This window comes from Amycolatopsis nivea (genome assembly GCF_004522235.1).
In the GTDB taxonomy this organism is placed as follows: Bacteria; Actinomycetota; Actinomycetes; order Mycobacteriales; family Pseudonocardiaceae; genus Amycolatopsis; species Amycolatopsis nivea.
Map to the genome: position 1 here is coordinate 18,233 of NZ_SDLT01000038.1, position 19,749 is coordinate 37,981.

The 19,749-nt window shown below is 70.1% G+C and carries 18 protein-coding genes; 11 read left to right on the forward strand and 7 right to left on the reverse strand.

Going from position 1 to position 19,749, the window contains the following annotated elements:
• Positions 1–16: 16 nt before the first annotated feature.
• Positions 17–853 carry an SDR family oxidoreductase gene (locus EIZ44_RS34215; RefSeq protein WP_134733282.1) on the reverse strand — a complete coding sequence of 279 codons (837 nt, stop codon included), beginning with the start codon at positions 851–853 and terminating at the stop codon, positions 17–19.
• Between the two features lie 172 nt (positions 854–1,025).
• Between EIZ44_RS34215 and EIZ44_RS34220 the strand changes: the two genes are divergently transcribed.
• The 3 genes from EIZ44_RS34220 (at position 1,026) to EIZ44_RS34230 (ending at position 5,760) form a co-directional block, all read left to right on the forward strand.
• Entirely contained in the window at positions 1,026–2,234 is a 1,209-nt protein-coding gene (locus tag EIZ44_RS34220; protein ID WP_134733284.1) for a DUF8814 domain-containing protein, read from the forward strand.
• Between the two features lie 494 nt (positions 2,235–2,728).
• Positions 2,729–3,487 carry a S1 family peptidase gene (locus EIZ44_RS34225; RefSeq protein WP_134733286.1) on the forward strand — a complete coding sequence of 253 codons (759 nt, stop codon included), beginning with the start codon at positions 2,729–2,731 and terminating at the stop codon, positions 3,485–3,487.
• 1,175 nt (positions 3,488–4,662) lie between these two features.
• Positions 4,663–5,760 carry an MFS transporter gene (locus tag EIZ44_RS34230; protein ID WP_134733288.1) on the forward strand — a complete coding sequence of 366 codons (1,098 nt, stop codon included), beginning with the start codon at positions 4,663–4,665 and terminating at the stop codon, positions 5,758–5,760.
• Positions 5,761–5,808: 48 nt separating this feature from the next.
• On the opposite strand, the gene eno is transcribed toward EIZ44_RS34230, so the two are convergent.
• A complete protein-coding gene (eno, locus tag EIZ44_RS34235) occupies positions 5,809–7,083 on the reverse strand; it encodes a phosphopyruvate hydratase (RefSeq protein WP_134733290.1) in 1,275 nt (424 codons plus the stop codon).
• Between the two features lie 295 nt (positions 7,084–7,378).
• On the opposite strand from eno, the gene EIZ44_RS34240 reads away from it, so the two are divergent.
• Together EIZ44_RS34240 and EIZ44_RS34245 are read left to right on the forward strand one after the other, a co-directional pair.
• The gene (locus EIZ44_RS34240) at positions 7,379–8,914 is read left to right on the forward strand and encodes a purple acid phosphatase family protein (protein ID WP_134733291.1); all 1,536 of its coding nucleotides are present in this window, start codon (positions 7,379–7,381) and stop codon (positions 8,912–8,914) included.
• Positions 8,915–9,069: 155 nt separating this feature from the next.
• Complete coding sequence (locus EIZ44_RS34245; RefSeq protein WP_205673395.1) at positions 9,070–10,290, forward strand: cytochrome P450 family protein; 1,221 nt, start codon at positions 9,070–9,072, stop codon at positions 10,288–10,290.
• Here the strand turns inward: EIZ44_RS34245 and EIZ44_RS34250 are convergent.
• On the reverse strand, positions 10,287–11,381 hold the full coding sequence (locus EIZ44_RS34250) for a CaiB/BaiF CoA transferase family protein (protein WP_134733293.1): 1,095 nt from the start codon (positions 11,379–11,381) through the stop codon (positions 10,287–10,289). The genes EIZ44_RS34245 and EIZ44_RS34250 overlap by 4 nt on opposite strands.
• 208 nt (positions 11,382–11,589) lie before the next feature.
• Here EIZ44_RS34250 and EIZ44_RS45780 point away from each other — a divergent pair, with 208 nt between their 5' ends.
• Positions 11,590–12,060, forward strand: coding sequence for an antitoxin (locus tag EIZ44_RS45780; protein ID WP_134733295.1), 471 nt, complete (start codon positions 11,590–11,592; stop codon positions 12,058–12,060).
• 574 nt (positions 12,061–12,634) lie between these two features.
• Here EIZ44_RS45780 and EIZ44_RS34260 read toward each other — a convergent pair.
• From EIZ44_RS34260 to EIZ44_RS34270, 3 genes are read right to left on the reverse strand one after another with little or no spacing between them, the layout of a single operon-like run.
• Positions 12,635–13,267, reverse strand: a complete 633-nt coding sequence (locus tag EIZ44_RS34260) for a class I SAM-dependent methyltransferase (RefSeq protein ID WP_134733297.1) — start codon at positions 13,265–13,267, stop codon at positions 12,635–12,637.
• Positions 13,268–13,299: 32 nt separating this feature from the next.
• Positions 13,300–14,412, reverse strand: a complete 1,113-nt coding sequence (locus tag EIZ44_RS34265) for a DUF1648 domain-containing protein (RefSeq protein WP_134733299.1) — start codon at positions 14,410–14,412, stop codon at positions 13,300–13,302.
• Positions 14,409–14,804, reverse strand: coding sequence for a GntR family transcriptional regulator (locus tag EIZ44_RS34270; protein WP_134733301.1), 396 nt, complete (start codon positions 14,802–14,804; stop codon positions 14,409–14,411). The genes EIZ44_RS34265 and EIZ44_RS34270 overlap by 4 nt, the downstream gene beginning before the upstream one ends.
• A 57-nt stretch (positions 14,805–14,861) precedes the next feature.
• On the opposite strand from EIZ44_RS34270, the gene EIZ44_RS34275 reads away from it, so the two are divergent.
• From EIZ44_RS34275 to EIZ44_RS34285, 3 genes are read left to right on the forward strand one after another with little or no spacing between them, the layout of a single operon-like run.
• Positions 14,862–15,209: a hypothetical protein gene (locus tag EIZ44_RS34275; RefSeq protein WP_134733303.1), complete on the forward strand. Its 348-nt coding sequence runs from the start codon at positions 14,862–14,864 to the stop codon at positions 15,207–15,209.
• Positions 15,206–16,087, forward strand: a complete 882-nt coding sequence (locus tag EIZ44_RS34280; protein ID WP_134733305.1) for an ABC transporter ATP-binding protein — start codon at positions 15,206–15,208, stop codon at positions 16,085–16,087. The genes EIZ44_RS34275 and EIZ44_RS34280 overlap by 4 nt, the downstream gene beginning before the upstream one ends.
• On the forward strand, positions 16,084–16,872 hold the full coding sequence (locus EIZ44_RS34285; RefSeq protein WP_134733307.1) for an ABC transporter permease: 789 nt from the start codon (positions 16,084–16,086) through the stop codon (positions 16,870–16,872). The genes EIZ44_RS34280 and EIZ44_RS34285 overlap by 4 nt, the downstream gene beginning before the upstream one ends.
• Here the strand turns inward: EIZ44_RS34285 and EIZ44_RS34290 are convergent.
• Positions 16,865–17,770 carry an ornithine cyclodeaminase family protein gene (locus EIZ44_RS34290; RefSeq protein ID WP_240691493.1) on the reverse strand — a complete coding sequence of 302 codons (906 nt, stop codon included), beginning with the start codon at positions 17,768–17,770 and terminating at the stop codon, positions 16,865–16,867. The genes EIZ44_RS34285 and EIZ44_RS34290 overlap by 8 nt on opposite strands.
• 71 nt (positions 17,771–17,841) lie before the next feature.
• Between EIZ44_RS34290 and EIZ44_RS34295 the strand changes: the two genes are divergently transcribed.
• Both EIZ44_RS34295 and EIZ44_RS34300 read left to right on the forward strand, forming a co-directional pair.
• The gene (locus EIZ44_RS34295; RefSeq protein WP_037818639.1) at positions 17,842–18,480 is read left to right on the forward strand and encodes a GntR family transcriptional regulator; all 639 of its coding nucleotides are present in this window, start codon (positions 17,842–17,844) and stop codon (positions 18,478–18,480) included.
• A complete protein-coding gene (locus EIZ44_RS34300) occupies positions 18,477–19,700 on the forward strand; it encodes an MFS transporter (protein WP_134733309.1) in 1,224 nt (407 codons plus the stop codon). The genes EIZ44_RS34295 and EIZ44_RS34300 overlap by 4 nt, the downstream gene beginning before the upstream one ends.
• The last annotated feature ends 49 nt before the right edge of the window (positions 19,701–19,749 follow it).

Here is a 19,749-nt window from a genome sequence, read left to right on the forward strand (position 1 = left end):
GTCCACAGTGGACTTCTTATCGCTCCGGCGCGAAGTCGTCCTTGTGCGCCCGCGCCCACTCGCGGAATGACGTCGCCCGTCGCGCGAACCGTTCCACCGTGTTGTTCACCGGCGCAAGGCGGCCCACCGCTGCCTCTTCCACGTCCATCAGGTGCTCCAGGACCGCCGCTGGCATCCACTCCGGACGCCGCGCCAGCGCCTCGCTCCGCGTTTCGGGCACCACTTCGATCGAGCGACCCAGTTCCTCCGCCAGGGTCTGCACGATCGCACGCTGCGTCATCGATTCCGGCCCAGTTACCGTGAGCATCCTGCCCGGATAGCTACGCTCCGTGAGCAGTTTCGCGGCTACCGCAGCCACATCCACCTCGGCCGTCGGCGTGAACTGCGACTCCGGGGAGAAGAGCCGCACCGGTCCCCCGGCCCGGATCGCCGCACCCCAGTCGCGCCGGGTGTTGCCCATCAGCCAGCCCGGGTACAGCACCGTGAACGGCAATCCGGACTCCGCCACCGCCATCTCCGCGGGCAAATGCCCCCGCCGGATCGGGTTGTCCGCCGCGCCCTCGTAGACGTCCGGCGACGACAGCAACACCACGTACGACACTCCGGCTTTTCGCGCCGCCGCAAGGAAATCCGCCGCGCCGTTCGGTCGTGTCGGATACAGGAAGATCGCGTCCACACCGCGCAGCGCGTCCTCGAACCCGCCCTCCGCCGTGAGATCCACCGACACCGCGTCCGGCAGATCCAGCGCGGCCGCGTCGCGCGCCGAGCCGCGCACCTCGTGCCCGCCCTCGCGAAGCGCCCGGACGACCTCGCTCCCGACATTCCCGCGCGCCCCCGTCACCAGGATGGTCATCTCACACTTCCTTTGCTGTTAAATTAACTTTGTTCGCAAAGCTATAGCTGTGACTCAGCGCTGTCAACCTCCCGCGTCCGGTACACGACCGGGCGAGATCGTTGTATGGATCGTGTACGGATCCCGCCGACACTCCGGCAGTTCGATTCGGACGAGTGAAGGGAGATCCGTCGTGGTCGGGAATGTGACGGTCCGGCGCACGGTCGCCGCACTGCTCGCCGCGGGGGCGGTCACCGCAGCAGCGACGCCGGTGAGCGCCGCCGAAGCCGCCGCCTGGCGAGCCGATCTGTCCTCAGTGGACAGTGACGACGTCAACGTCGCGGCGGCCAGCGGCACGCTCACGCTGCGAGACGCCGCGTGGAGACCCGCCGACCGGGCCGCGGGCAGCGAGGGCTACCTGCTCTCCGCCGAACGACGCCTGCCCGCGCCGGTGAACCGGGTAGCCGCAGAGATCTCCGCCGACGCCCCGCAGGGCACCACGGTCGACGTCGACGTCCGCGGCCGCTCCGGCGCCGACGACTGGACCGAATGGACCCCCGCCGGCACCGCACTCCCGCGGGCGGTGAGCGTTGTGCAGACCAGGATCACGCTGTCCAGCACCACCGCCGCCCGCCCCACCGTGCGCGAGGTCGACCTGACCGGTTCGCTGTCCCCGCAAGCGAACGCCATCGCCGCGTCCACCCCCCTGACCTACACCATCTACGCCACCCGCGAAGGCCTCACCGGCCACACCACCGCGAACGGCCACGTCATCGCGAGCAACGACCACTTCGTCGCGCTGCCGTCCGGAAAAGCCTTGTCGCCCAAGGGAACCGGCAACTACACCGTGCGAGTGTGCAAGACGGACAACAGCCGCTGCGAATACGCGCCGGTCTGGGACGTCGGCCCGTGGAACACCAAGGACGACTACTGGAACCCGCCCTCGGTGCGCGCGGAGTACAAAGACCTGCCGCAAGGTCAGCCCGAGGCCTACGCCGCCTACCACAACGGCTACAACGGCGGCCGCGACGATCTCGGGTACAAAGTGGGCAACCCCGCGGGCATCGACCTGGCCGACGGCACCTTCAGCTCGGGAGTCGGCCTGGGCGACAACGGAAACGTGAAGGTCACCTACCTGTGGACGGGCTCCGCCGCGGCAACGGGTTTGGTGCAAACGGCAGGCGACCCGGTGAACGTCCGGTCGGGCGCGCACACGACCTCGTCGGTGAAGGGCCTGGCGGCGAACTACGCCAAGGTGAACATCGAATGCTACGTCAACGGGGACTCGGTGACCGGGAAATTCGGGACGAGCAAGATCTGGGACCGGATCGGGCCTGGGCACTACATCTCGGACACGTATGTGAAGACCGGCTCGGACAAGCCGGTGGCTCCGCTCTGCTGAGGTCCTGGGGGTGCCGGTGCGGGGTCTGGGGCTGACTCCGCACCGGTGGCTCCCGTTCGCGTGTCCGTTCTGCCGAATTGATCGCGGGTTGCCGGTGGACTTCAGACCGGGTCGCGCCAAACGGCTCTGGCCAGGCCTTCCCGCAGGCCATCGATCGAGCACTCCGCTCCTGGGCAGTTCCTCGCCAACGACCCCGCCGTCGCCAGATTTCGCTCCGAGAACCCCGCCTGCTTCCCTCGCTCCCGGCGGGTCGCGTCTCCGAATTCCGTTTCCCTGAGCCGTTCTTCGCCCTGTTCCCGCCTCTCCGCAAGCCTTCTCTCCACGCACCGTCCGCGATCCCTTGGCCCGAGCCGTGTTCGGGAAGCAATCCCCCTCAGCCACCGCGGGAGTCCGGATCCGGGCTCCCGCGGTTTCCACCCGGTTCAGCGACGGTTTTCCCCTCAACCGCCGGTTAAAGTGGTCTTCGTGCGCTGCCGCAGCCGAGGGGATCCGCCATGCCACGCCGATTCGCATTCATCGTCGCCGTCGTCCTGTCCGTCATCAGCCTGAGCACATCCGCCGCCGGGGCCGTCCCGAGCGTCATCGGGGGAGAAAAAGCTTCCCTGGCACAACATCCGTACGCGGTGTACTTAGTGGACAGTCACGGAACCCAGTTCTGCGGCGGCGTCATCGTCAGCCGCACCGCGGTCGCGACCGCCGCGCACTGCGCCGCCACCGTCCCGACCGGCGAACTCCGCGTAGTCGCCGGACGGGAAGACAAACGCACCCAAGACGGGGTCGTCCGCGCGGTCTCCGCCGCCTGGCAACACCCGGGTTTCCGTACCCCGCAACAAGGTTCGGACATCGCCGTCCTGACCGTCCGCGGCTCGCTCCCCTACCGCCCCGCCGACCTGGCCCGCGATCCGAGCCGCTACCCCGCCGGAACCAACGCCACCGTCCTAGGCTGGGGCCGAACCGCCGACGGCGGCGACCGGTCGGACTACCTGCGCCAAGCCACCGTCCCCGTGGCCGACGACTCCTTCTGCCACACCGCGTACCCGGAATACTCCGCGACAAGCATGCTGTGCGCCGGCTACCCGAACGGCGGCATCGACGCCTGCAAAGGAGATTCCGGAGGCCCACTGGTAGTCGGCGACACGGTAGTAGGCATCGTCTCCTACGGCGACGGCTGCGGAAAGCCCGGCAAACCCGGGATGTACACCAGGGTGACGTCCTTCGCCGACGACATCGCCGCTCACGCCGGACTCAACTGAACCCGCGCGCCCAACCGACACCCCATTGCCCGGACCGACGCTCCTGTCCGCCACGGCGAATTGTCAGTGCGCGGAAACCTCTCATGCGACACCGCAGCAAGTCCATTCTGAGGCAGGTTCTCCACCGTCTGTCACACGTCGAACGCACGGCCCCGGCGATCGCCACAACCCCGTGACGCACACCGACGACCGAACCGGTTCGCTCCACACGGAAGGAACAGCAGAACCCACGCGACTCCCTGAGCGAGGCAAGGTAAAGTCCGAGGCATGACGTCGCCGGAGGCCAGCAGACGGTAGCCGCCCAGCAGCAAGCTGGGCGGCGGAGTGACGGATGCCGGACTTGCTGCCGGATTGGGCTGACCAGCGAAAGCTTCACACAAACGCCGTGCTGTCGAGTTGTGCCCTGAGCAGGTTCTCGTGAGTGTTGACCCCGGTTCTAACCGGCGTCAAAACTCACGACTGCCAAGCGCACCGACGGCATAGTCGGCCAGCCAGCGCCAAGCCTGCGCACGGTGGCCACACCGTGGTGAAGTCTGACGCCGCAGGCAAACCTCGCCATTCGATACGCGTTCTGGCGAACGCTTGGGCACAGCAGAGCCGCTGGCAAAGCACACTCGGCCCCACGGCACCGCCAAGCGGGCTCAGTGCCACGGCACCGCGGGCAAGGCACTCTCGCACGCGGAGCACCGCTGGCAGAACGTGCCTGGCACCGCGGGCAAAGCACACTCGGCACCGCAGCACCGCCGAACGAGATCGGCACCGCAGCACCGCTGGCAAACTCGCTCGGCATCACAGCACCGCCGAGCGAGCTCGGCATCGCGGGCAAAGCACGCTCGGCACCGCAGCACCGCCGAGCGAGTTCGGCGCCGCAGTACCGCGGACGAAACGCGCTCGGTGCCACAGCACCGAGTGAGCTCGGCACCACGGCACCGCAGGCGGAACGCGCTCGACACCGCAGGACCGCTGGCCGAACACGCTTAGCACCGCAGCACTTGGGCGAAGCCTGCTCGCAAGCCGCCACGCCGCGGCAAAGTTGCGCCCAGCGCACGTGCATCCAAGCAACCAGGCCACCGCGCGTGCTACTGCCCGCGAGCCCAAGGCACCCCACTCCGCAAACGAACCGTCCTCAATCCTCTGGCGTCCCAGACGTCAACAGCCGTTCGGAGTCGATTCCCTTGCCTCCCATCATTTTCCTCCTAGCCAGCGCAGTATTTGCCCAAGGAACGTCCGAGTTCGTCCTCTCCGGGCTCCTCCCCCAGATCGCCTCGAGCACCGGCGTCTCGCTCGGCACCGCCGGGTTGCTCACGTCTCTCTTCGCGACCGGAATGGTCGTCGGCGCGCCGGTTCTCGCGATGCTCGGCAGCAAACTCCCCCGCAAGATCGCGCTCATCAGCTTCCTCGGGCTCTTCGCAGCAGTTCACGTAGTCGGTGCGCTCACCACCGACTTCCCACTCCTCCTGGTAACCCGGGCCCTCGCGGCGTTCGCCAACGCTGGGTTTCTCGCGATAGCGCTTGCGTCGCTGCCGTCGCTCGTCGCGCAGGACTCCGTCGGGCGGGCGACTTCCGTGTTGCTGTCCGGTGTCACGCTCGCGTGCATCGTCGGCGTTCCGGCCGGGACGGTGCTCGGGCAGTACGCCGGGTGGCAGGCAGCGTTCTGGGCTATCGCGGCGATCACGGGCGTGGCCGCCGTCGCGCTAACGGCAGCGAAGTTCGACAACCCGCCAGCCACAAGCCCGGTGTATCGCGAGTGGCGGGTCCTGGCGCAGCCGCGCGTCGTGGTCACCGTCGGCAAGGGGGTTCTCATCAACGGCGGTACCTTCGCGGCCTTCACCTACCTCGGCACGATGACCGCCCCCTCCGAATGGGTTCCGGTCGTGCTGGCGGTGTTCGGGGTGGGGTCGTTCGTCGGCGTCACGATCGCGGGCAAGGCGGGGCCGCGGATCCTCAAAGCGGGCACGCTGGTGCTGACCGCCGGGTGGGTGGCGGCGTTCTTCGCGGCGCAGAGTCTTCCGGGGCTCATCGCCGCCGCGTTGCTCACCGGGGCGATGGCGTTCGGCGTCGGGTCCGCGTTGATCGCTGCGATCGTCACGTCTGCCAGCAATGACGCGCCGCGAGTAGCCGGGGCGATCGCGACTACTGCGTTCAATCTCGGCGCGGTGGTCGGGCCTGCGGTGGCGGGGGCCGTCGTCCTCGACGCGGCGCATGCGCGTGCGGCGTTCTGGGTCAGCGCGGCCTTTACTGCCGCTGCGGTGTTGTTGAGGGTCAAGAAGTAGAGAAAGGCGGCCCGGGCGAGAGGGCCCGGGCCGCCTCAAAAAACCAGCTCAGCGCAGGGTGTCCCAGCCTGCGTAGCGAGCCTCGGTGCCGAGCTCCTCTTCGATGCGGATCAGCTGGTTGTACTTCGCCGTGCGGTCCGACCGCGACAGCGAACCCGTCTTGATCTGGCCGCAGCCGGTCGCTACCGCGAGGTCGGCGATCGTGGTGTCCTCGGTCTCGCCCGAACGGTGCGACATGACCGCCGAGTAGCCCGCCTTGTGCGCGGTGTCGACCGCGGACAGGGTCTCGGTCAGGGTGCCGATCTGGTTGACCTTGATCAGGATCGAGTTGGCGATGCCGCGCTTGATGCCGTCACGCAGGATCTCGACGTTCGTGCAGAACAGGTCGTCGCCGACGAGCTGCACGCGGTCGCCGATGCCGTCGGTCAGCTGCTTCCAGCCGGCGTAGTCGTCCTGGGCGAGACCGTCCTCGATCGACACGATCGGGAAGCGCTCGGTCAGCTCGGTCAGGTACGCGACGTGCTCCTCGATGCTGCGCTTGCGGCCCTCGCCGGTGTAGTCGTAGACGCCGTCGCGGTAGAACTCCGACGCCGCCGGGTCCAGCAGCAGCGCGATGTCCTTGCCCGGCTCGTACCCGGTCTGCTCGATCGCGCGGACCACGAACTCGAGCGCCTCGTCGGCCGACCCCAGCTGCGGCGCGAACCCGCCCTCGTCGCCGACATTCGTGTTGTGTCCCGCGTCGTGCAACGATTTCCGCAGCGTGTGGAACACCTCCGAGCCCATCCGCACCGCATCGGCGAACGACGAGGCGCCGACCGGGCCGATCATGAACTCCTGGAAGTCGATCGGGTTGTCCGCGTGCGCGCCGCCGTTGATGATGTTCATCATCGGCATCGGCAGCAGATGCGCGTACACCCCGCCGACGTAGCGGTACAGCGGCAGCGTGTTCGCCGCGGCGGCCGCCTTCGCCACCGCCAGCGAAACCCCGAGCGTCGCGTTCGCGCCGAGGCGGGCCTTGTTCTCGGTGCCGTCGAGGGCGATCAGCGCGCGGTCGACGTCGGCCTGCGCCTCGGCCTCCATGCCGACCACGGCGTCGGCGATCTCGCCGTTCACCGCGTCGACCGCCTTGCGCACGCCCTTGCCGTGGAACCGCTTCGCGTCGCCGTCCCGCAGCTCAACGGCCTCGCGCGTGCCGGTGGAGGCCCCGGACGGCACCGCCGCCCGGCCCGCCGACCCGTCCGCCAGCACCACGTCGACCTCGACCGTCGGGTTGCCCCGGCTGTCGAGCACCTCACGGCCCCGGACCCGGACGATGCCTGTCATAACGCTCCTCGGAGGTTCGAGCCGAAGCACTCAGCGCACGCTCCGTGAAGCGCCCCGGCAGCAACGCGGCACCACGGCGAGCCGCACGTCACCCCGGAGGCTAGCAGAAGAATTCTGAATCGATCAGGCTGAGCCGGGAGAATCCACTTCGGACAGTCCGGAACCCGTTTCCCGGCAAAGGGAACGAACCGGAACCGGCGGAAAAGACGCTTCACGCCCCGGACAGCTCGCGTTCATCGGCGGGCCGCGCGGCCAGCATAGCTTCGCTTCCGCCGGAGAGCCGGAGGAGGCCGCCATGTCCAGCACCGTCAGCCGTCGAGGAGCACTGGGTCTCATGGGCGTGAGCGCTGCCGTACCACTGCTCGGCACTGGTACGGCAACCGCCGCTCCGCTCATGTCAACGCCGGGCGGTGGCGCCACCCCGGTGCAGGGTCTGCATCTCACGTTCGGCCGCGATCCCGCGCGGCAGATGGTGGTTTCGTGGCTCACCGACGGTCCGGTCGGCCGTCCTCGCGTCCGCTACGGCACGCTCGACGACGGCTTCGGCTCGTCCGCGCCCGCAGTCACCCGCACCTACCTCGACGGCGCGTCCAACCGCACCGTCTGGGTGCACCACGCCGAGCTCGACCGCCTCTGCCCGAACACCGAGTACCTCTACGTCGCCCAGCACGACGGCGCGACGCCCGACGCGGGCACGTTCCGCACCGCGCCCAGCGGCCGGTCCGCGTTCACCTTCACCAGCTTCGGCGACCAGTCCGCGCCGCAGGTCACCTGGGATCTCAAGGGCGCGCCCGCGATCGACTTCTTCTCCACCCCGGCGACGAAGGACATCGTCACCGGCATCGAGACCGTCGCGCCGCTGTTCCACCTGCTCAACGGCGACCTCTGCTACGCCAACCTCGACGTCGACCGCGTGCGCACCTGGAACAACTTCTTCACCAACAACACCCGCTCGGCGCGGTACCGGCCGTGGATGCCCGCGGCGGGCAACCACGAGATCGAGAAGCAGAACGGCGCGATCGGCATGGACGCGTACCAGGCGTACTTCCAGCTGCCCTCCACCGAAACCGACCCCGAACTGGCCGGGCTCTGGTACGGCTTCACCGTCGGCTCGGTGCGGGTGATCGTGCTGCAGAACGACGACAACTGCCTGCAAGACGGCGGGGACGTCTACGTCAGCGGCTACTCCGGCGGGCGGCAGCTCGCCTGGCTGGAGAAGGAACTCGCCGCGGCACGGGCGTCGCGCGACGTGGACTGGATCGTCGTCGCGATGCACCAGGTCATGATCAGCACGTCCGACGCGAACGGCGCCGACCTCGGCCTGCGCGAGACGTACGGTCCGCTGTTCGACCGCTACGGCGTCGACCTGGTGCTTTGCGGGCACGAGCACGACTACGAACGGTCCCTCGCCGTGCACGGCGTCGTCGCGGGAAGCGAGACGCTCACGCCGAACCCGGTCTCCGACGCGACCGACGACATCGACGCGACGCACGGCACCGTGCACATGGTTCTCGGCGGAGGCGGCGTCTCCGGCACCACCAACGGCAGCTTCTTCAAGGACGGCACCGGAAAGGTGCTGACCGCCGTCGCGGACAAGCGGGATCCCGCCACAGGCAAGCGGAAACCGACCTACGTGCGCGAAAAAGCGGTGTGGAGCGCGGTGCGCGACCTCGACCACCCCTACGGCTTCGCCGCGTTCACCGTGGACCCCGGACGCCGTCCGGGCGGCACGACGACCATGCACGTGACCTACTACAACGTCACCAAGCCGACCGGCGAGCTGTCGGTGTTCGAGCGATTCTCGTTGCACCGCAAGCGCGCCGACGGCTGACGTCAACCCCTTCTCCCGTCCGGCCCGGGCCACCCCTCAAGCCGGACAAGAGGATCCTTAGCCGCACTACGCTTGTCACGGACCCGGCGGCCGCAACGGACACCTCCCCCCCATCGTCCGTCCATTGTGGACCGTCGGGCCGCGAGGGAGCGCCCATGGACCACGCCGTCACCCCCTTCGTGCTGGACCCGGCGGCGCCGGACGTGCACGGCGAGGGCGCCCGGCTGCGCGCCCGCGGACCGCTGACCGTGGTCGAACTGCCGGGCGGCGTGCTCGCCTGGTCGGTCACCAGCCTGCCGCTGCTGCGCGCCCTGCTCGCCGACCCGCGGGTCTCGAAGGATCCCCGGCGGCACTGGCCTGCCTACCGGGACGGCGAGATCTCGTCCGACTGGTCGCTGCACATCTGGGTTTCGGTGCAGAACATGTTCACCGCCTACGGCGACGAGCACCGGCGGCTGCGGTCGCTGGTGTCCAAGGCTTTCGCGCCCGGCCGGATCGCCGCGCTGCGCCCGGTGGTCGCCGAAATCGTCGACGGCCTGCTCGGCGAACTCGACGCCGGACCGTCCGAAACCGACCTGCGCGAACAGTACTGCTACCGGCTGCCGATCGAGGTGATCTGCCGGCTGGCCGGCGTCCCCGAACAAGCGCGGCCGGGCCTGCGCACCGCGGTGGCCGGGGTCTTCGCGACGTCGGCGACCGCGGAAGAGGCGACCGCGAACGTCGAGCTGCTGTACGGAATTTTCGCCGACCTCGTCTCCCAGCGGCGCGCCGAGCCCGGCGACGACCTCGCGAGCGCGCTCATCGCCGCCCGCGACTCCGACGGCTCCCGACTGAGCGAAGAGGAGCTGGTGGACACGCTGATGCTGGTGATCACCGCGGGTCACGAGACGACGGTCAACCTGCTCGACCAGGCCGTGACCGCGCTGCTCACGCATCCCGCGCAGCTGCGCCAGGTCCGCGACGGAACGCGCACCTGGTCGCACGTGGTGGACGAGACGTTGCGCTGGCAGGCCCCGATTTCGCACCTGCCGCTGCGGTTCGCGCGAGAGGACATCGAGGTCGAGGGCACGGTCATCCGCGCGGGCGACCCGATTCTCCCGTCCTTCGGCCCCGCCGGACGCGACGAGGCGCACCACGGTCCGGACGCGGACGAGTTCGACTTGGCCCGCAAGGACAAATCAGCGCTCGCGTTCGGCTACGGCGTGCATTACTGCCTCGGTGCGCAGCTCGCCCGGATGGAGGCGGAGCTGGCGCTGCCTGCGTTGTTCGAGCGGTTCCCCGATTTGGTGCTGGCAGTGGCGGGAGAGAAGCTGGAGCCGGTGCCGTCGTTCATCACCAACGGGCATCTGACGCTGCCGGTCCGGTTGCGGGGCTAGGCCTTCCAGTCGGCGAGGACGTCCTCGGTGTCCGCGCCCGGCACCGGCGGCGGCGTCGGCACATCCGTGGTGCTGCGCGAAAACCGCGGCGCCGGAGCGGGCTGGACGATGCCGTCGAGCGTGACCAGGCCGGAGCGCGCGGCGATGTGCGGGTGCTGGGGAGCCTCGTCGGGAGCGAGGACCGGCGTGACGCACGCGTCGGTGCCGTCGAAGACCTCGGCCCATTCGTCGCGGGTGCGGGTGAGGAAAGTCCGGGTGAAGGTGGCGCGGAGGGTGGGCCAGCCGTCGCGGTCCAGTTGCGCCGGGAGGTCTTCCGCGGCGAGGCCGAGGCCGTTCAGAAGAGCCGCGTAGAACTGCGGCTCGAGGGAACCGACGGCGACGTAACGGCCGTCCGCGCAGACGTACGTGTCGTAGAACGGCGCGCCGCCGTCCAGGAGGTTCGTGCCGCGTTCGTCGGACCAGGAACCCAGGCCGCGCAAGGCCCACATCATCTGGGACAGGACGTTCGCGCCGTCGACCATCGCCGCGTCCACGACCTGGCCGCGCCCGGTCCGGCCGCAGTCCCACAGCGCCGCGAGCACGCCCGCGATCAGGAACATCGATCCGCCGCCGAAGTCGCCGACCAGGTTGAGCGGCGGCACCGGACGCTCGCCCGCGCGGCCGATCGCGTGCAGCACGCCGGTGAGGCCGAGGTAGTTGATGTCGTGCCCGGCGCGCTGGGCGAGCGGCCCGTCCTGGCCCCAGCCAGTCATCCGGCCGTACACCAGGCGGGGATTGCGCGCGAAGCAGTCGTCCGGGCCGACGCCGAGCCGTTCGGTGACGCCCGGCCGCAGGCCTTCGACCAGCACGTCCGCCTTCGCCGCGAGCCGCAGGACGAGTTCGCGGCCCTCGGGGGTCTTGAGGTCCGCGGCGACCGAGCGGCGCCCGCGCAGCAGCGGGTCCGGCTTGCCGCCGCTGAGGTCGAGCGATCCGGAAGGCCGTTCCACCCGGGCGACGTCCGCGCCCAGGTCGGCGAGCACCATGCACGCGTGCGGCCCCGGCCCGATCCCGGCCAGCTCGACGACCTTCAGCCCGCTCAACGGTCCCGCCACGTGTCCTCCTCGGCTCCGGCGCCTGCCGCGGCGACCCTACCGGCCGGTCCGGTCCGCGTCCGGGCGTGTGGGGTAACCCACCCGTGGCCCGACCCGGGCAGAACCGGCGCCGGGCCTCACCCGAACCGGGGACTGGCGTCTCGCGGCCGCGCCCGTCGGGTACCCGGCTGGTATCCATGGGTCACGAATAGATCAAGGAGGATTTTCGATGAGCTTTTTCGACCAGGCCAAGGACAAGATCCAGGAATTCGCGGGCAACAACCCGGACAAGGTCGGCCAGGGCATCGACAAGGCCGCCGAATTCGCCGACGAGAAAACGGGCGGCAAGCACGGCGACCAGATCCGCCAGGGCGCGGACAAACTGAAGGAGAACTTCGGCGGCGGCCAGGAAGGCGGCCAGGAACAAGGCGGCGGGCAGCAGCAGGGCGGCTTCGACCAGGGCGGTCCGCAGGGTCAGCAGGGCGGCTTCGGTCAGGGCGACCAAGGCGGATTCGGCCAGGGTGAGCAAGGCGGCCAGGGCGGCTTCGGCCAGGGCGGCTTCGGCCAGGGCGAGCAGGGCGGCCAGGGCGGATTCGGTCAAGGCGAGCAGGGCGGCCAGGGCGGATTCGGCCAGGGCGAGCAGGGCGGCTTCGACCAAGGCGGCCAGCAGGGCGAGCAGCAGTGGGGCAACCAGCAGTAACCAGGGCTGTTCCGGCCTGAGTTCCCGCGCCGGGGGCGGACCGCGCACGTCTGCCCCGCCGAGAACCGGGAAAACGTTGGCAGCGAAGGAACTGCGCGAGTCAGGACACAGCCATGCAGGCGAACCTCGCGCGAGTCAACTGCCACCGGAGGTCCGCAGATCGACCGCGGCCAGCGAACCGCGCAAGTCACGAGCCTCGGCAACCAGCCGGGGCGAGAGAGCTGTGCGCGTCGGCAACCGCGGTCGGCTGCGGGAATCTGTTGCAACGGCCAGCCTCCGCGGCGAAACAAGACCAGCCGCCGCGAGCGAAAACGAGCCGTGAACGTCGGAGGCCGCGGTCGCAACAACTCAGCTTGCAAACCTCGCGAATCGGTCGCCGTGAGCAAACCGTGGCGATCCCGCAATAACCCGGCCTCGGCAGGGATTGTTGAGACCAGCAGCGACGAGCGGGCGGGGCGGTGTTTCAGCGCAGTTTCCGGCGTGTTCACCCGGACCGCGCGAAAATGCCGCCCCGCTTTCCCGTGCCGCATCCGCATCGCTGAATTTCTTTCACAATTCCGTGGTCCGAAGCCGTTCAGCCGGGTTTGCGAGCCGAGATCAGCAGGTGTTCCTCCGGCTCCGCTCCGGGCTTGTCCGGGGCGAACGTTTCCGTCCGGGTCCCGGTCACTTCCAGTCCGGCCGCGCGCACCCGGTCGGCCAGCGCGTCCGCCGGGAAGCTCGTCACCCGGATCGAGTGGCCGAGGAAGTCGACCGGGACGTCCTCGACGTCGGCGGGCACCGTGATCAGCGCGAACCTTCCACCCGAGGCCAGCCAGCCGGCGATCCGGCCGAGCGCGCGCTCCGTTTCGGCCCGCGGCAGCTGCAGGAACGGGAAGAACGCGCACACCGCGTCCCACGTCCCCGGTTCCGACTCCCATTCCCGCACGTCGGCCTGCACGAACTCGGCCCCGGGCACCTGCTCGCGGGCGATCCGCACCATCTCCGCGGACACGTCGATCCCGGTCACCCGGTGCCCGGCGGCGACCAGATCCGCCGCGACGGGGCGGCCGGTCCCGCTGCCGACGTCGAGCACCCGCGCCGAGGGCGGCAGCACCGCGAGCAGCTCCCGCACCGCCGCGTCCACCACCGGCGGGCGGCCGAACGCGTCCTCGTACCCGGCGCCGATCGCGTCGAACAGTTCCGCCGCGGTGGTCAGTTCCTCGGACATCCCAGTTCCCCTCGCCGTCGAAGAAACCCAGGCTATCCGCCGCGGGAAGGCAGTTCGACGACGCCGAATCCAGCCAGCGCAGCGAACGCCGCGAGTACGGCGAGGAGGGCCCAGCTGATCGGGTGGCCGAGGTTGAGCGTCCAGGCGACCCCCGAGCGCCGGTGCACGAGAAGGGCCGGGTCGCCGCGGTTCGCGTAGACCATGCCCGCGAGGTGCCAGTACCGGTCGTCGTCGCGCTGTACGCGGCCGGAATCCTCTTCGTCCGCAGGCAGCCGGTGCCCGGCGTCACCCACCCGGAACGCGAACGCCACCCACGCGACCACCGCCCCAGCGAGCGGGACGTAGCTGACGACAGTCGCGCCGGTCGTGGCCGGGACGATTTCCCAGACCTCCAGCGACGCCACCAGCAAGCTCGCGGCCACGCATCCGGCGGTGCCGAACAGCAGTCGCAGCACGCCGGCGAGGTAGTCGCGGTACCGGGCGGCCGAGGCGGCGGGCTGCGCCGCGTCGAGTTCCGGCCGGGCACGCGGCAACGCGATACCCAGCAGAGCCACGAGGACGATGATCAACAGCTGCGCGGTGACAGTCGCGAACGCGCGGCCTACCGTGGTCGCGCCGCGCAGGGCGGAGTCGACGGTCATTCCGTTCGGCGTCGGCAGTGTCGCGGGCAGGTCGCCGTAGCGCCACGCCCCGATCGCCGCGGTGATCGCGAACAGCACTGCCGCCGGGGCCAGGAAAATCCATTGTGGACGGACCGGGTCGGTGCGGAGCGAGGTGTCAGTCGCGACCGCCTGCCGGGTTCCGGAATACCAGTCGCCGGAGCGTTTCGCGGCGGCGACCGTGCGGTGCGCCTGGTAGCCGAGGCCGCAGCAAGCAGCCGCGAGAACCGGTGCGGCGAACGCGGCCGCCGGCTCCCAGCGCAGTCCGGCCGAGGCGAAAGCGACCAGGACGAACGCGAGGGTCCCGGCCACCAGCACCCCGCGCGCGTAACGACGATGCGCACGAACGATCTCCGGTTCCGCGACGCGCGCCGCCGGCACCCGCACACCGAACGGAAGCGTCGGCCGGGCCAGCGCGGGCGCCGCCCAGAACGCAGCGGCCAGCAGCGCCACCAGCGCGAGATCCAGGTAGACCGACGACGTCACGACGCCGCCTTCGCGCGGAAGGATTCCAGCACCGAGCCGCAACGGGCGGTCACCTCGTCGGCGTCCAGCCCGAGCGCGACGGCCTCGGCCAGGAGCGTGCGAAGCCGTTCCTGCCATTCGTCGGCGTACCCGGAGTCGGCGGGGCCGGATCGGGCGTCGCGGCGGATCACCGCGCCGCTCTTGCGGTTGATGCGGATCAGGCCCTGCGCGCGGAGCAGGTCGTAGGCCTTGTTCACGGTGTGGAAGTTGATGCCGAGGTCGGCGCCGAGCTGCCGGGTGGACGGCAGCGCGTCGCCCTCGCCGAGGTCGCCCTGGGCGATCGCCTCCACGATCCGGTCGCGGATCTGCAGGTAGATCGGCGTCTCGCTGTCGAGATCCAAAGTCAGCAGCACCTGTCCAGGATATCTGCTATACATCTAATAGAACAGATAACGCAGGGGGTGAAGACGATGGCGGCAGCCGAAATCGTCGGCGACAGGCTCCGGGTGCGGTTCTCCCGCTGGGAGCGGATCGCGGTGTGGCGAGAAGAGATCACGGTCCCGCTGGCTCGGATCCGGACGGTCGAGCAGATCGGGAATCCGCTGGCCCGCACGCGCGGCGGCCGGATCGGCATGCTGGTCAGCGGGGTGGTCAAGGTCGGGATCTGGGGGCTGGGCACCGGGACGCGCCAGCTGGTGTCGGCGCGCCGGTCCGGTCCGGCGCTGCGGATCGTCCTCGACGGCGCGGAGTTCGGCGAACTGCTGCTCAGCCTGCCCGACGCGGCCGAGCTGGCCGAAGCGCTCAAGGCCCGCGCATGAGCATCGCCGTCGAGGACCTGACCAAGCGGTTCGCCGCGACGCCCGCGGTCGCCGATCTGACGTTTTCCGCCGGTCCCGGGGAAATCACCGGTTTCCTCGGGCCGAACGGTTCGGGGAAGACCACCACGATGCGGATGCTCCTCGGCCTGGTCCGGCCGGACGCCGGGACCGCGACGATCGACGGCGTCCGGTACGCCGAGCTGCCGCAGCCGGTCCGCACCGTCGGCGCGGTGCTCGACAGGGCCGGCCCGCATCCGTCCTGTTCCGCGCGCGAGCATCTGCGCATCTACGCCACGATGGCCCGGCTGCCGCGCCGGCGCGTCGACGAGGTGCTGGAGCAACTGGAAATGACCGCCTTCGCGGGGCGGCCCTCGCGCGGCTATTCGACCGGCATGCGGCGACGGCTCAGCCTCGCGACCGCGCTGCTCGGCGACCCGCGAGTGCTGGTGCTCGACGAACCGGGCAACGGACTGGACCCGCAGGGCATGGCGTGGCTGCGCGACCTGCTCACCGGGTTCGCCGCGACCGGCCGGACCGTGCTGGTCTCCAGCCACGTGCTCAGCGAACTGGAGCAGATCGCCGGGCAGGTGGCGGTCATCCGCGACGGCCGTCTCGTCGCCACCGGCACCCTGGCGGAGCTGTCCGTCTCGACCGCACCCGGCGCGCTCGTCCGCTCTCCCGACGCCGACGACCTCGCTCGAACGTTGAGCGGGGCCGCCGAACGGATCGCACCGGATCTCCTTCGCGTCTCCGGCCTCAGCACCGCCGAGATCGCGGACCGGGCGGCCGCGGCCGGACTGCGGATCCACGAGCTGACCCCGGAAAAACCCGGCCTGGAACAGGTTTTCCTCGCCCTCACCGCAGGAGAACGCCGATGATCGCCGCGGAACTCCGCCGGCTGCGCTCCACCCGGCTGTGGCTGTGGGCGCTCGTCACCGCCGCGGTGTGCGGCGGCGGCCTGGTCGGGCTGATCGGCGTGATCGGCCCAGAGCAGGTCCAGCCGCCGATGCCCGGGCTTGACACCGCCGCCGGAGTGCGGAACGTGCTCGGCGTGGCGACCGTGACGGTCCTGTTCCCCGCCGTTTTCGGCACCGTCGCGATGACGTCGGAGTACCGGCACCGCACGATTTCCGTCACGTTCCTCTTCGCGCCGCGCCGCTGGCGGATCCTTGTCGCGAAACTCGCGGCGTTCGCCATCGGCGGCCTCTGCTACGGCGTCGTTACCGCAGTCGCCGCCGGGCTCGCGCTCTACGGCAGCGCCGCCCTCCACGGGGCGACCGTCGGCCTCGCCCCGGCGACAGTCGTCGAGCTGCTGCTCCGGATCGCCGCCGCGATGACGATCTACACCGTGCTGGGCGTGGGAATCGGTGCGCTGCTGCGGAATCAGGTCGCCGCGCTCGCGGTCGTGATCGGGTACCTGTACCTGGTCGAAATCGCGCTGCTCGCCATTCCCGGCGTGAACACGATCTATCCCTACCTTCCCGGCGGAGCCACCGCGGCGCTCACCGAATTCGGCTATCTCACCGACGCGCTCGCCCAGCAGACCGGCCACGCGGGCGGCCAGCTGCTGCCCACCGCGGGCGGCGCGCTCGTTCTCCTCGGATACGCGCTGGTCGCGGCCGGACTGGCGGTCGCGTTCCCGCTGCGCCGGAATGTCACGTGACAGCTTCATAGGCCGCCGCCGCGACCACCAGATCCTCCCAAGCCATTCCGACGCTCTTGAACAACCGGGGACCCGACGCCACCGTCCTCCCCTGTGCCAGTTCCGCGAGCGGCACCAAGTCGTCCGCCGCGAGGACGCCGGATTTCATTGCCAGCACTACATCTCCGGCCTCGCGAGTAGCCGCACCGATGCCTTCTACAACCACTGTGGACCGTCCAATGAGGACATCGTCGACTTCCCGGGCGTCGGGTTCGTGTGAGCCGACGGCTACGACGGTGGCGTGCTCGGGGACTTTCGCGCCGTCGAACACGGGGGTTCGCGACGAGGTGCAGCAGGCGACCAGATCAGCCGAGGACACGTCGTCCGGCGTGCCTACCCGGGCGAAGGGGTACTGCGCGGCGAGAGCTTGCGTGCGCTCCGCATTCCGGCCGACGACCACCACGTCCTGCACCGGCCGCACGGCGCGGAAGGCTTCGATGTGGCTCTGCGCCTGCGGGCCTGTCCCGAACACGACCAGGCGTTCCGCGTCCGGCTCCGCCAGGAGGTCGACCGCAACGGCGGAAACCGCCGCCGTGCGGACCGAGGTGAGGGCGATGCCGTCCAGGAGCGCCTTGGGGGTGAGCGTCGGGCCGTCCATCAGCAGGTAGTGGCCTTGGATCCGCGGCAGGCCGCGAGCCGGGTTGTCCGGGGCGACGGAGGCGACCTTGACCCCGGCGTAGCGGTCCCAGAACGCGGGCATCAGCAGAAACTGCCCGGTGGGCACGGGTACGACAGACCGCGGCGGGTCTTGGTCCGGGTCCAGGCCGCCCGTCAATGCGGAACGGATGGCGTCGACGGCTTGGCGGACGGTCGGCGGGGCATCGAGGAACAGCACGCCGACGAGCATCGCACACGGCACCGACAGAACCGATTGAGCCGCAGGTCACAACGCCTTAGATACAAGCTAGGATGCATGCTAGCGTCCCACCTGTGAACGCGTTGAAACCCGCCGCCGACCGCGCGTACGAGCTCACCAAGGAGCTCGTGCTCACCGGCGAACTGCCCGGCGGACACCTGTTCAGCGAGGGCGAGATCGCCGAGCGGCTCGGGGTGAGCCGGACGCCGGTGCGCGAGGCGTTCCTGCGGCTGCAGGTCGAGGGGCTGCTCAACCTGATCCCGAAGCGCGGCGCGATCGTCGTCCCGATCACCCCGGGCGAGGCCGAGGACGTGCTCGAAGCCCGCGAGGCCGTCGAAAGCGCGGCGGTACAACGGCTGGGCAGGCGTCCGGAGTTGATCCCGGCGGCGCTCGAGCAGCTGCGCGCGGTGCTGGCTGTCCAGCGGCAGCACGCGGAAGCGGGCGACGTGCCGGCGTTCGCGGAAGCCGACGCGCTGTTTCACCGCACGATCGTCGAGGCGGGCGGCAACGCGCTGCTGCTCAGCTTCTACACCACGCTCGCCGACCGGCAGCGCCGGATGAACGTCCACGCGCTCGCGCCGATCCCGGCTCGGCTGCCCCAAGTCGTCGGCGAGCACGAAGACCTCCTGAACATCATCGCGGAGGCGGAGACGAAGGCTGACACCTTCGCCCCGGCCCTGCGAGCACACCTGGATTCGGTGCACCGTCGATGACCACTACTGCTGACCGCGCTCCCCTGCCCGGAACACCCGAGACAACCGCCCGTCCGGCCTGGTTTCCGGCCGCCGCCGCGGTGTTCGCGTGCGGCTGGGGCGGCAACCAGTTCACCCCGCTGCTCGTCATGTACCACGCCGCTGGCTACTCCGCGTTCACCGTCGACGCGCTGCTCGGCGCGTACGTCGTCGGTCTCGTGCCGGGGCTGCTGCTGTCCGGCGGACTGTCCAATCGGTACGGTCGCCGCCCGGTGATGTTCGCCGGCACCGTGGTGTCGCTGCTGGCGAGCGTGCTGCTGGCGCTCGGCCCGGTCGGCGTCGGATGGATCGCCGCCGGCCGGTTCCTGTCTGGCATCGCGGTCGCGGTCGCGATGGCCGTGGGCTCCACCTGGATCAAGGAACTCGCCGACGCCGACCCGCACAGCGCGGCCGACACCGGCACCCGGCGCGCCGCGCTGTGCCTGACGCTCGGACTGGGCATCGGCCCGGGCGTCGCCGGAGTGCTCGCGCAATGGGGTCCGTGGCCGATGGTCCTCCCCTACCTGGTCCACATCGGACTCGCGCTGGTCTCGCTGCTCGCGGTCACGCGCAGTCCGGAAACGCTCACTGTCCGGACCGAATCGATCCGCGCCGCCTTGCCCGCCACCGCGCGGCATCCGCGGTTCCGCCGGGTGATCCTGCCCGCCGCGCCGTGGATCTTCGGCTCGTGCGGCGTGGCGTACGCGATCCTGCCGCAGCTCGTCGAGCATCAGACCGGGTCGTGGGCGCTGGCCTACTCCACCTTGCTCACCGTCTGCGCGATCGGCGCGGGCGTGGGGATCCAGCCGATCGCCAAGCGGGTCGACCGCGCCACCAGCGCCCGGGCGGTGCTCACCGGGATGGCGGTGCTCTGCGCCGGACTCGTCCTGAGTGTCTTCGCCGCCGCGCAGGAATCGCCGTGGATCGCCCTCGGCGCGGCGATTGTGTTGGGCGCCGCTTACGGCATCGTGGTGGTGTCCGGACTGCTGGAATTGCAACGCCTCGCCCAGCCGGGCGAAATCGCGGAACTCACCGGCGTGTACTACGCGCTGGCTTACATCGGATTCCTGCTGCCGTCAATTTTGGCCGCCCTGAACGGAGTAGCGGGCTACCCGGTTCTGCTCGCCTGCGTCGCGCTGGTCGCCATCGCGGGAACCCTTGTGGTGACCCGGCACTCGCGCCGGCACCTTCCCCAGGACTGACCCCGATTCCGGCAAACGGGACCGAATGCGCGACCGCGCGGAAATTCGG

Coding starts and splice junctions, on each gene's coding strand:
- EIZ44_RS34215 (WP_134733282.1), bottom strand. CDS start 853: ATGACCATCCTGGTGACGGGGGCGCGCGGGAATGTCGGGAGCGAGGTC.
- EIZ44_RS34225 (WP_134733286.1), top strand. CDS start 2,729: ATGCCACGCCGATTCGCATTCATCGTCGCCGTCGTCCTGTCCGTCATC.
- eno (WP_134733290.1), bottom strand. CDS start 7,083: ATGACAGGCATCGTCCGGGTCCGGGGCCGTGAGGTGCTCGACAGCCGG.
- EIZ44_RS34240 (WP_134733291.1), top strand. CDS start 7,379: ATGTCCAGCACCGTCAGCCGTCGAGGAGCACTGGGTCTCATGGGCGTG.
- EIZ44_RS34245 (WP_205673395.1), top strand. CDS start 9,070: ATGGACCACGCCGTCACCCCCTTCGTGCTGGACCCGGCGGCGCCGGAC.
- EIZ44_RS45780 (WP_134733295.1), top strand. CDS start 11,590: ATGAGCTTTTTCGACCAGGCCAAGGACAAGATCCAGGAATTCGCGGGC.
- EIZ44_RS34260 (WP_134733297.1), bottom strand. CDS start 13,267: ATGTCCGAGGAACTGACCACCGCGGCGGAACTGTTCGACGCGATCGGC.
- EIZ44_RS34275 (WP_134733303.1), top strand. CDS start 14,862: ATGGCGGCAGCCGAAATCGTCGGCGACAGGCTCCGGGTGCGGTTCTCC.
- EIZ44_RS34280 (WP_134733305.1), top strand. CDS start 15,206: ATGAGCATCGCCGTCGAGGACCTGACCAAGCGGTTCGCCGCGACGCCC.
- EIZ44_RS34285 (WP_134733307.1), top strand. CDS start 16,084: ATGATCGCCGCGGAACTCCGCCGGCTGCGCTCCACCCGGCTGTGGCTG.
- EIZ44_RS34300 (WP_134733309.1), top strand. CDS start 18,477: ATGACCACTACTGCTGACCGCGCTCCCCTGCCCGGAACACCCGAGACA.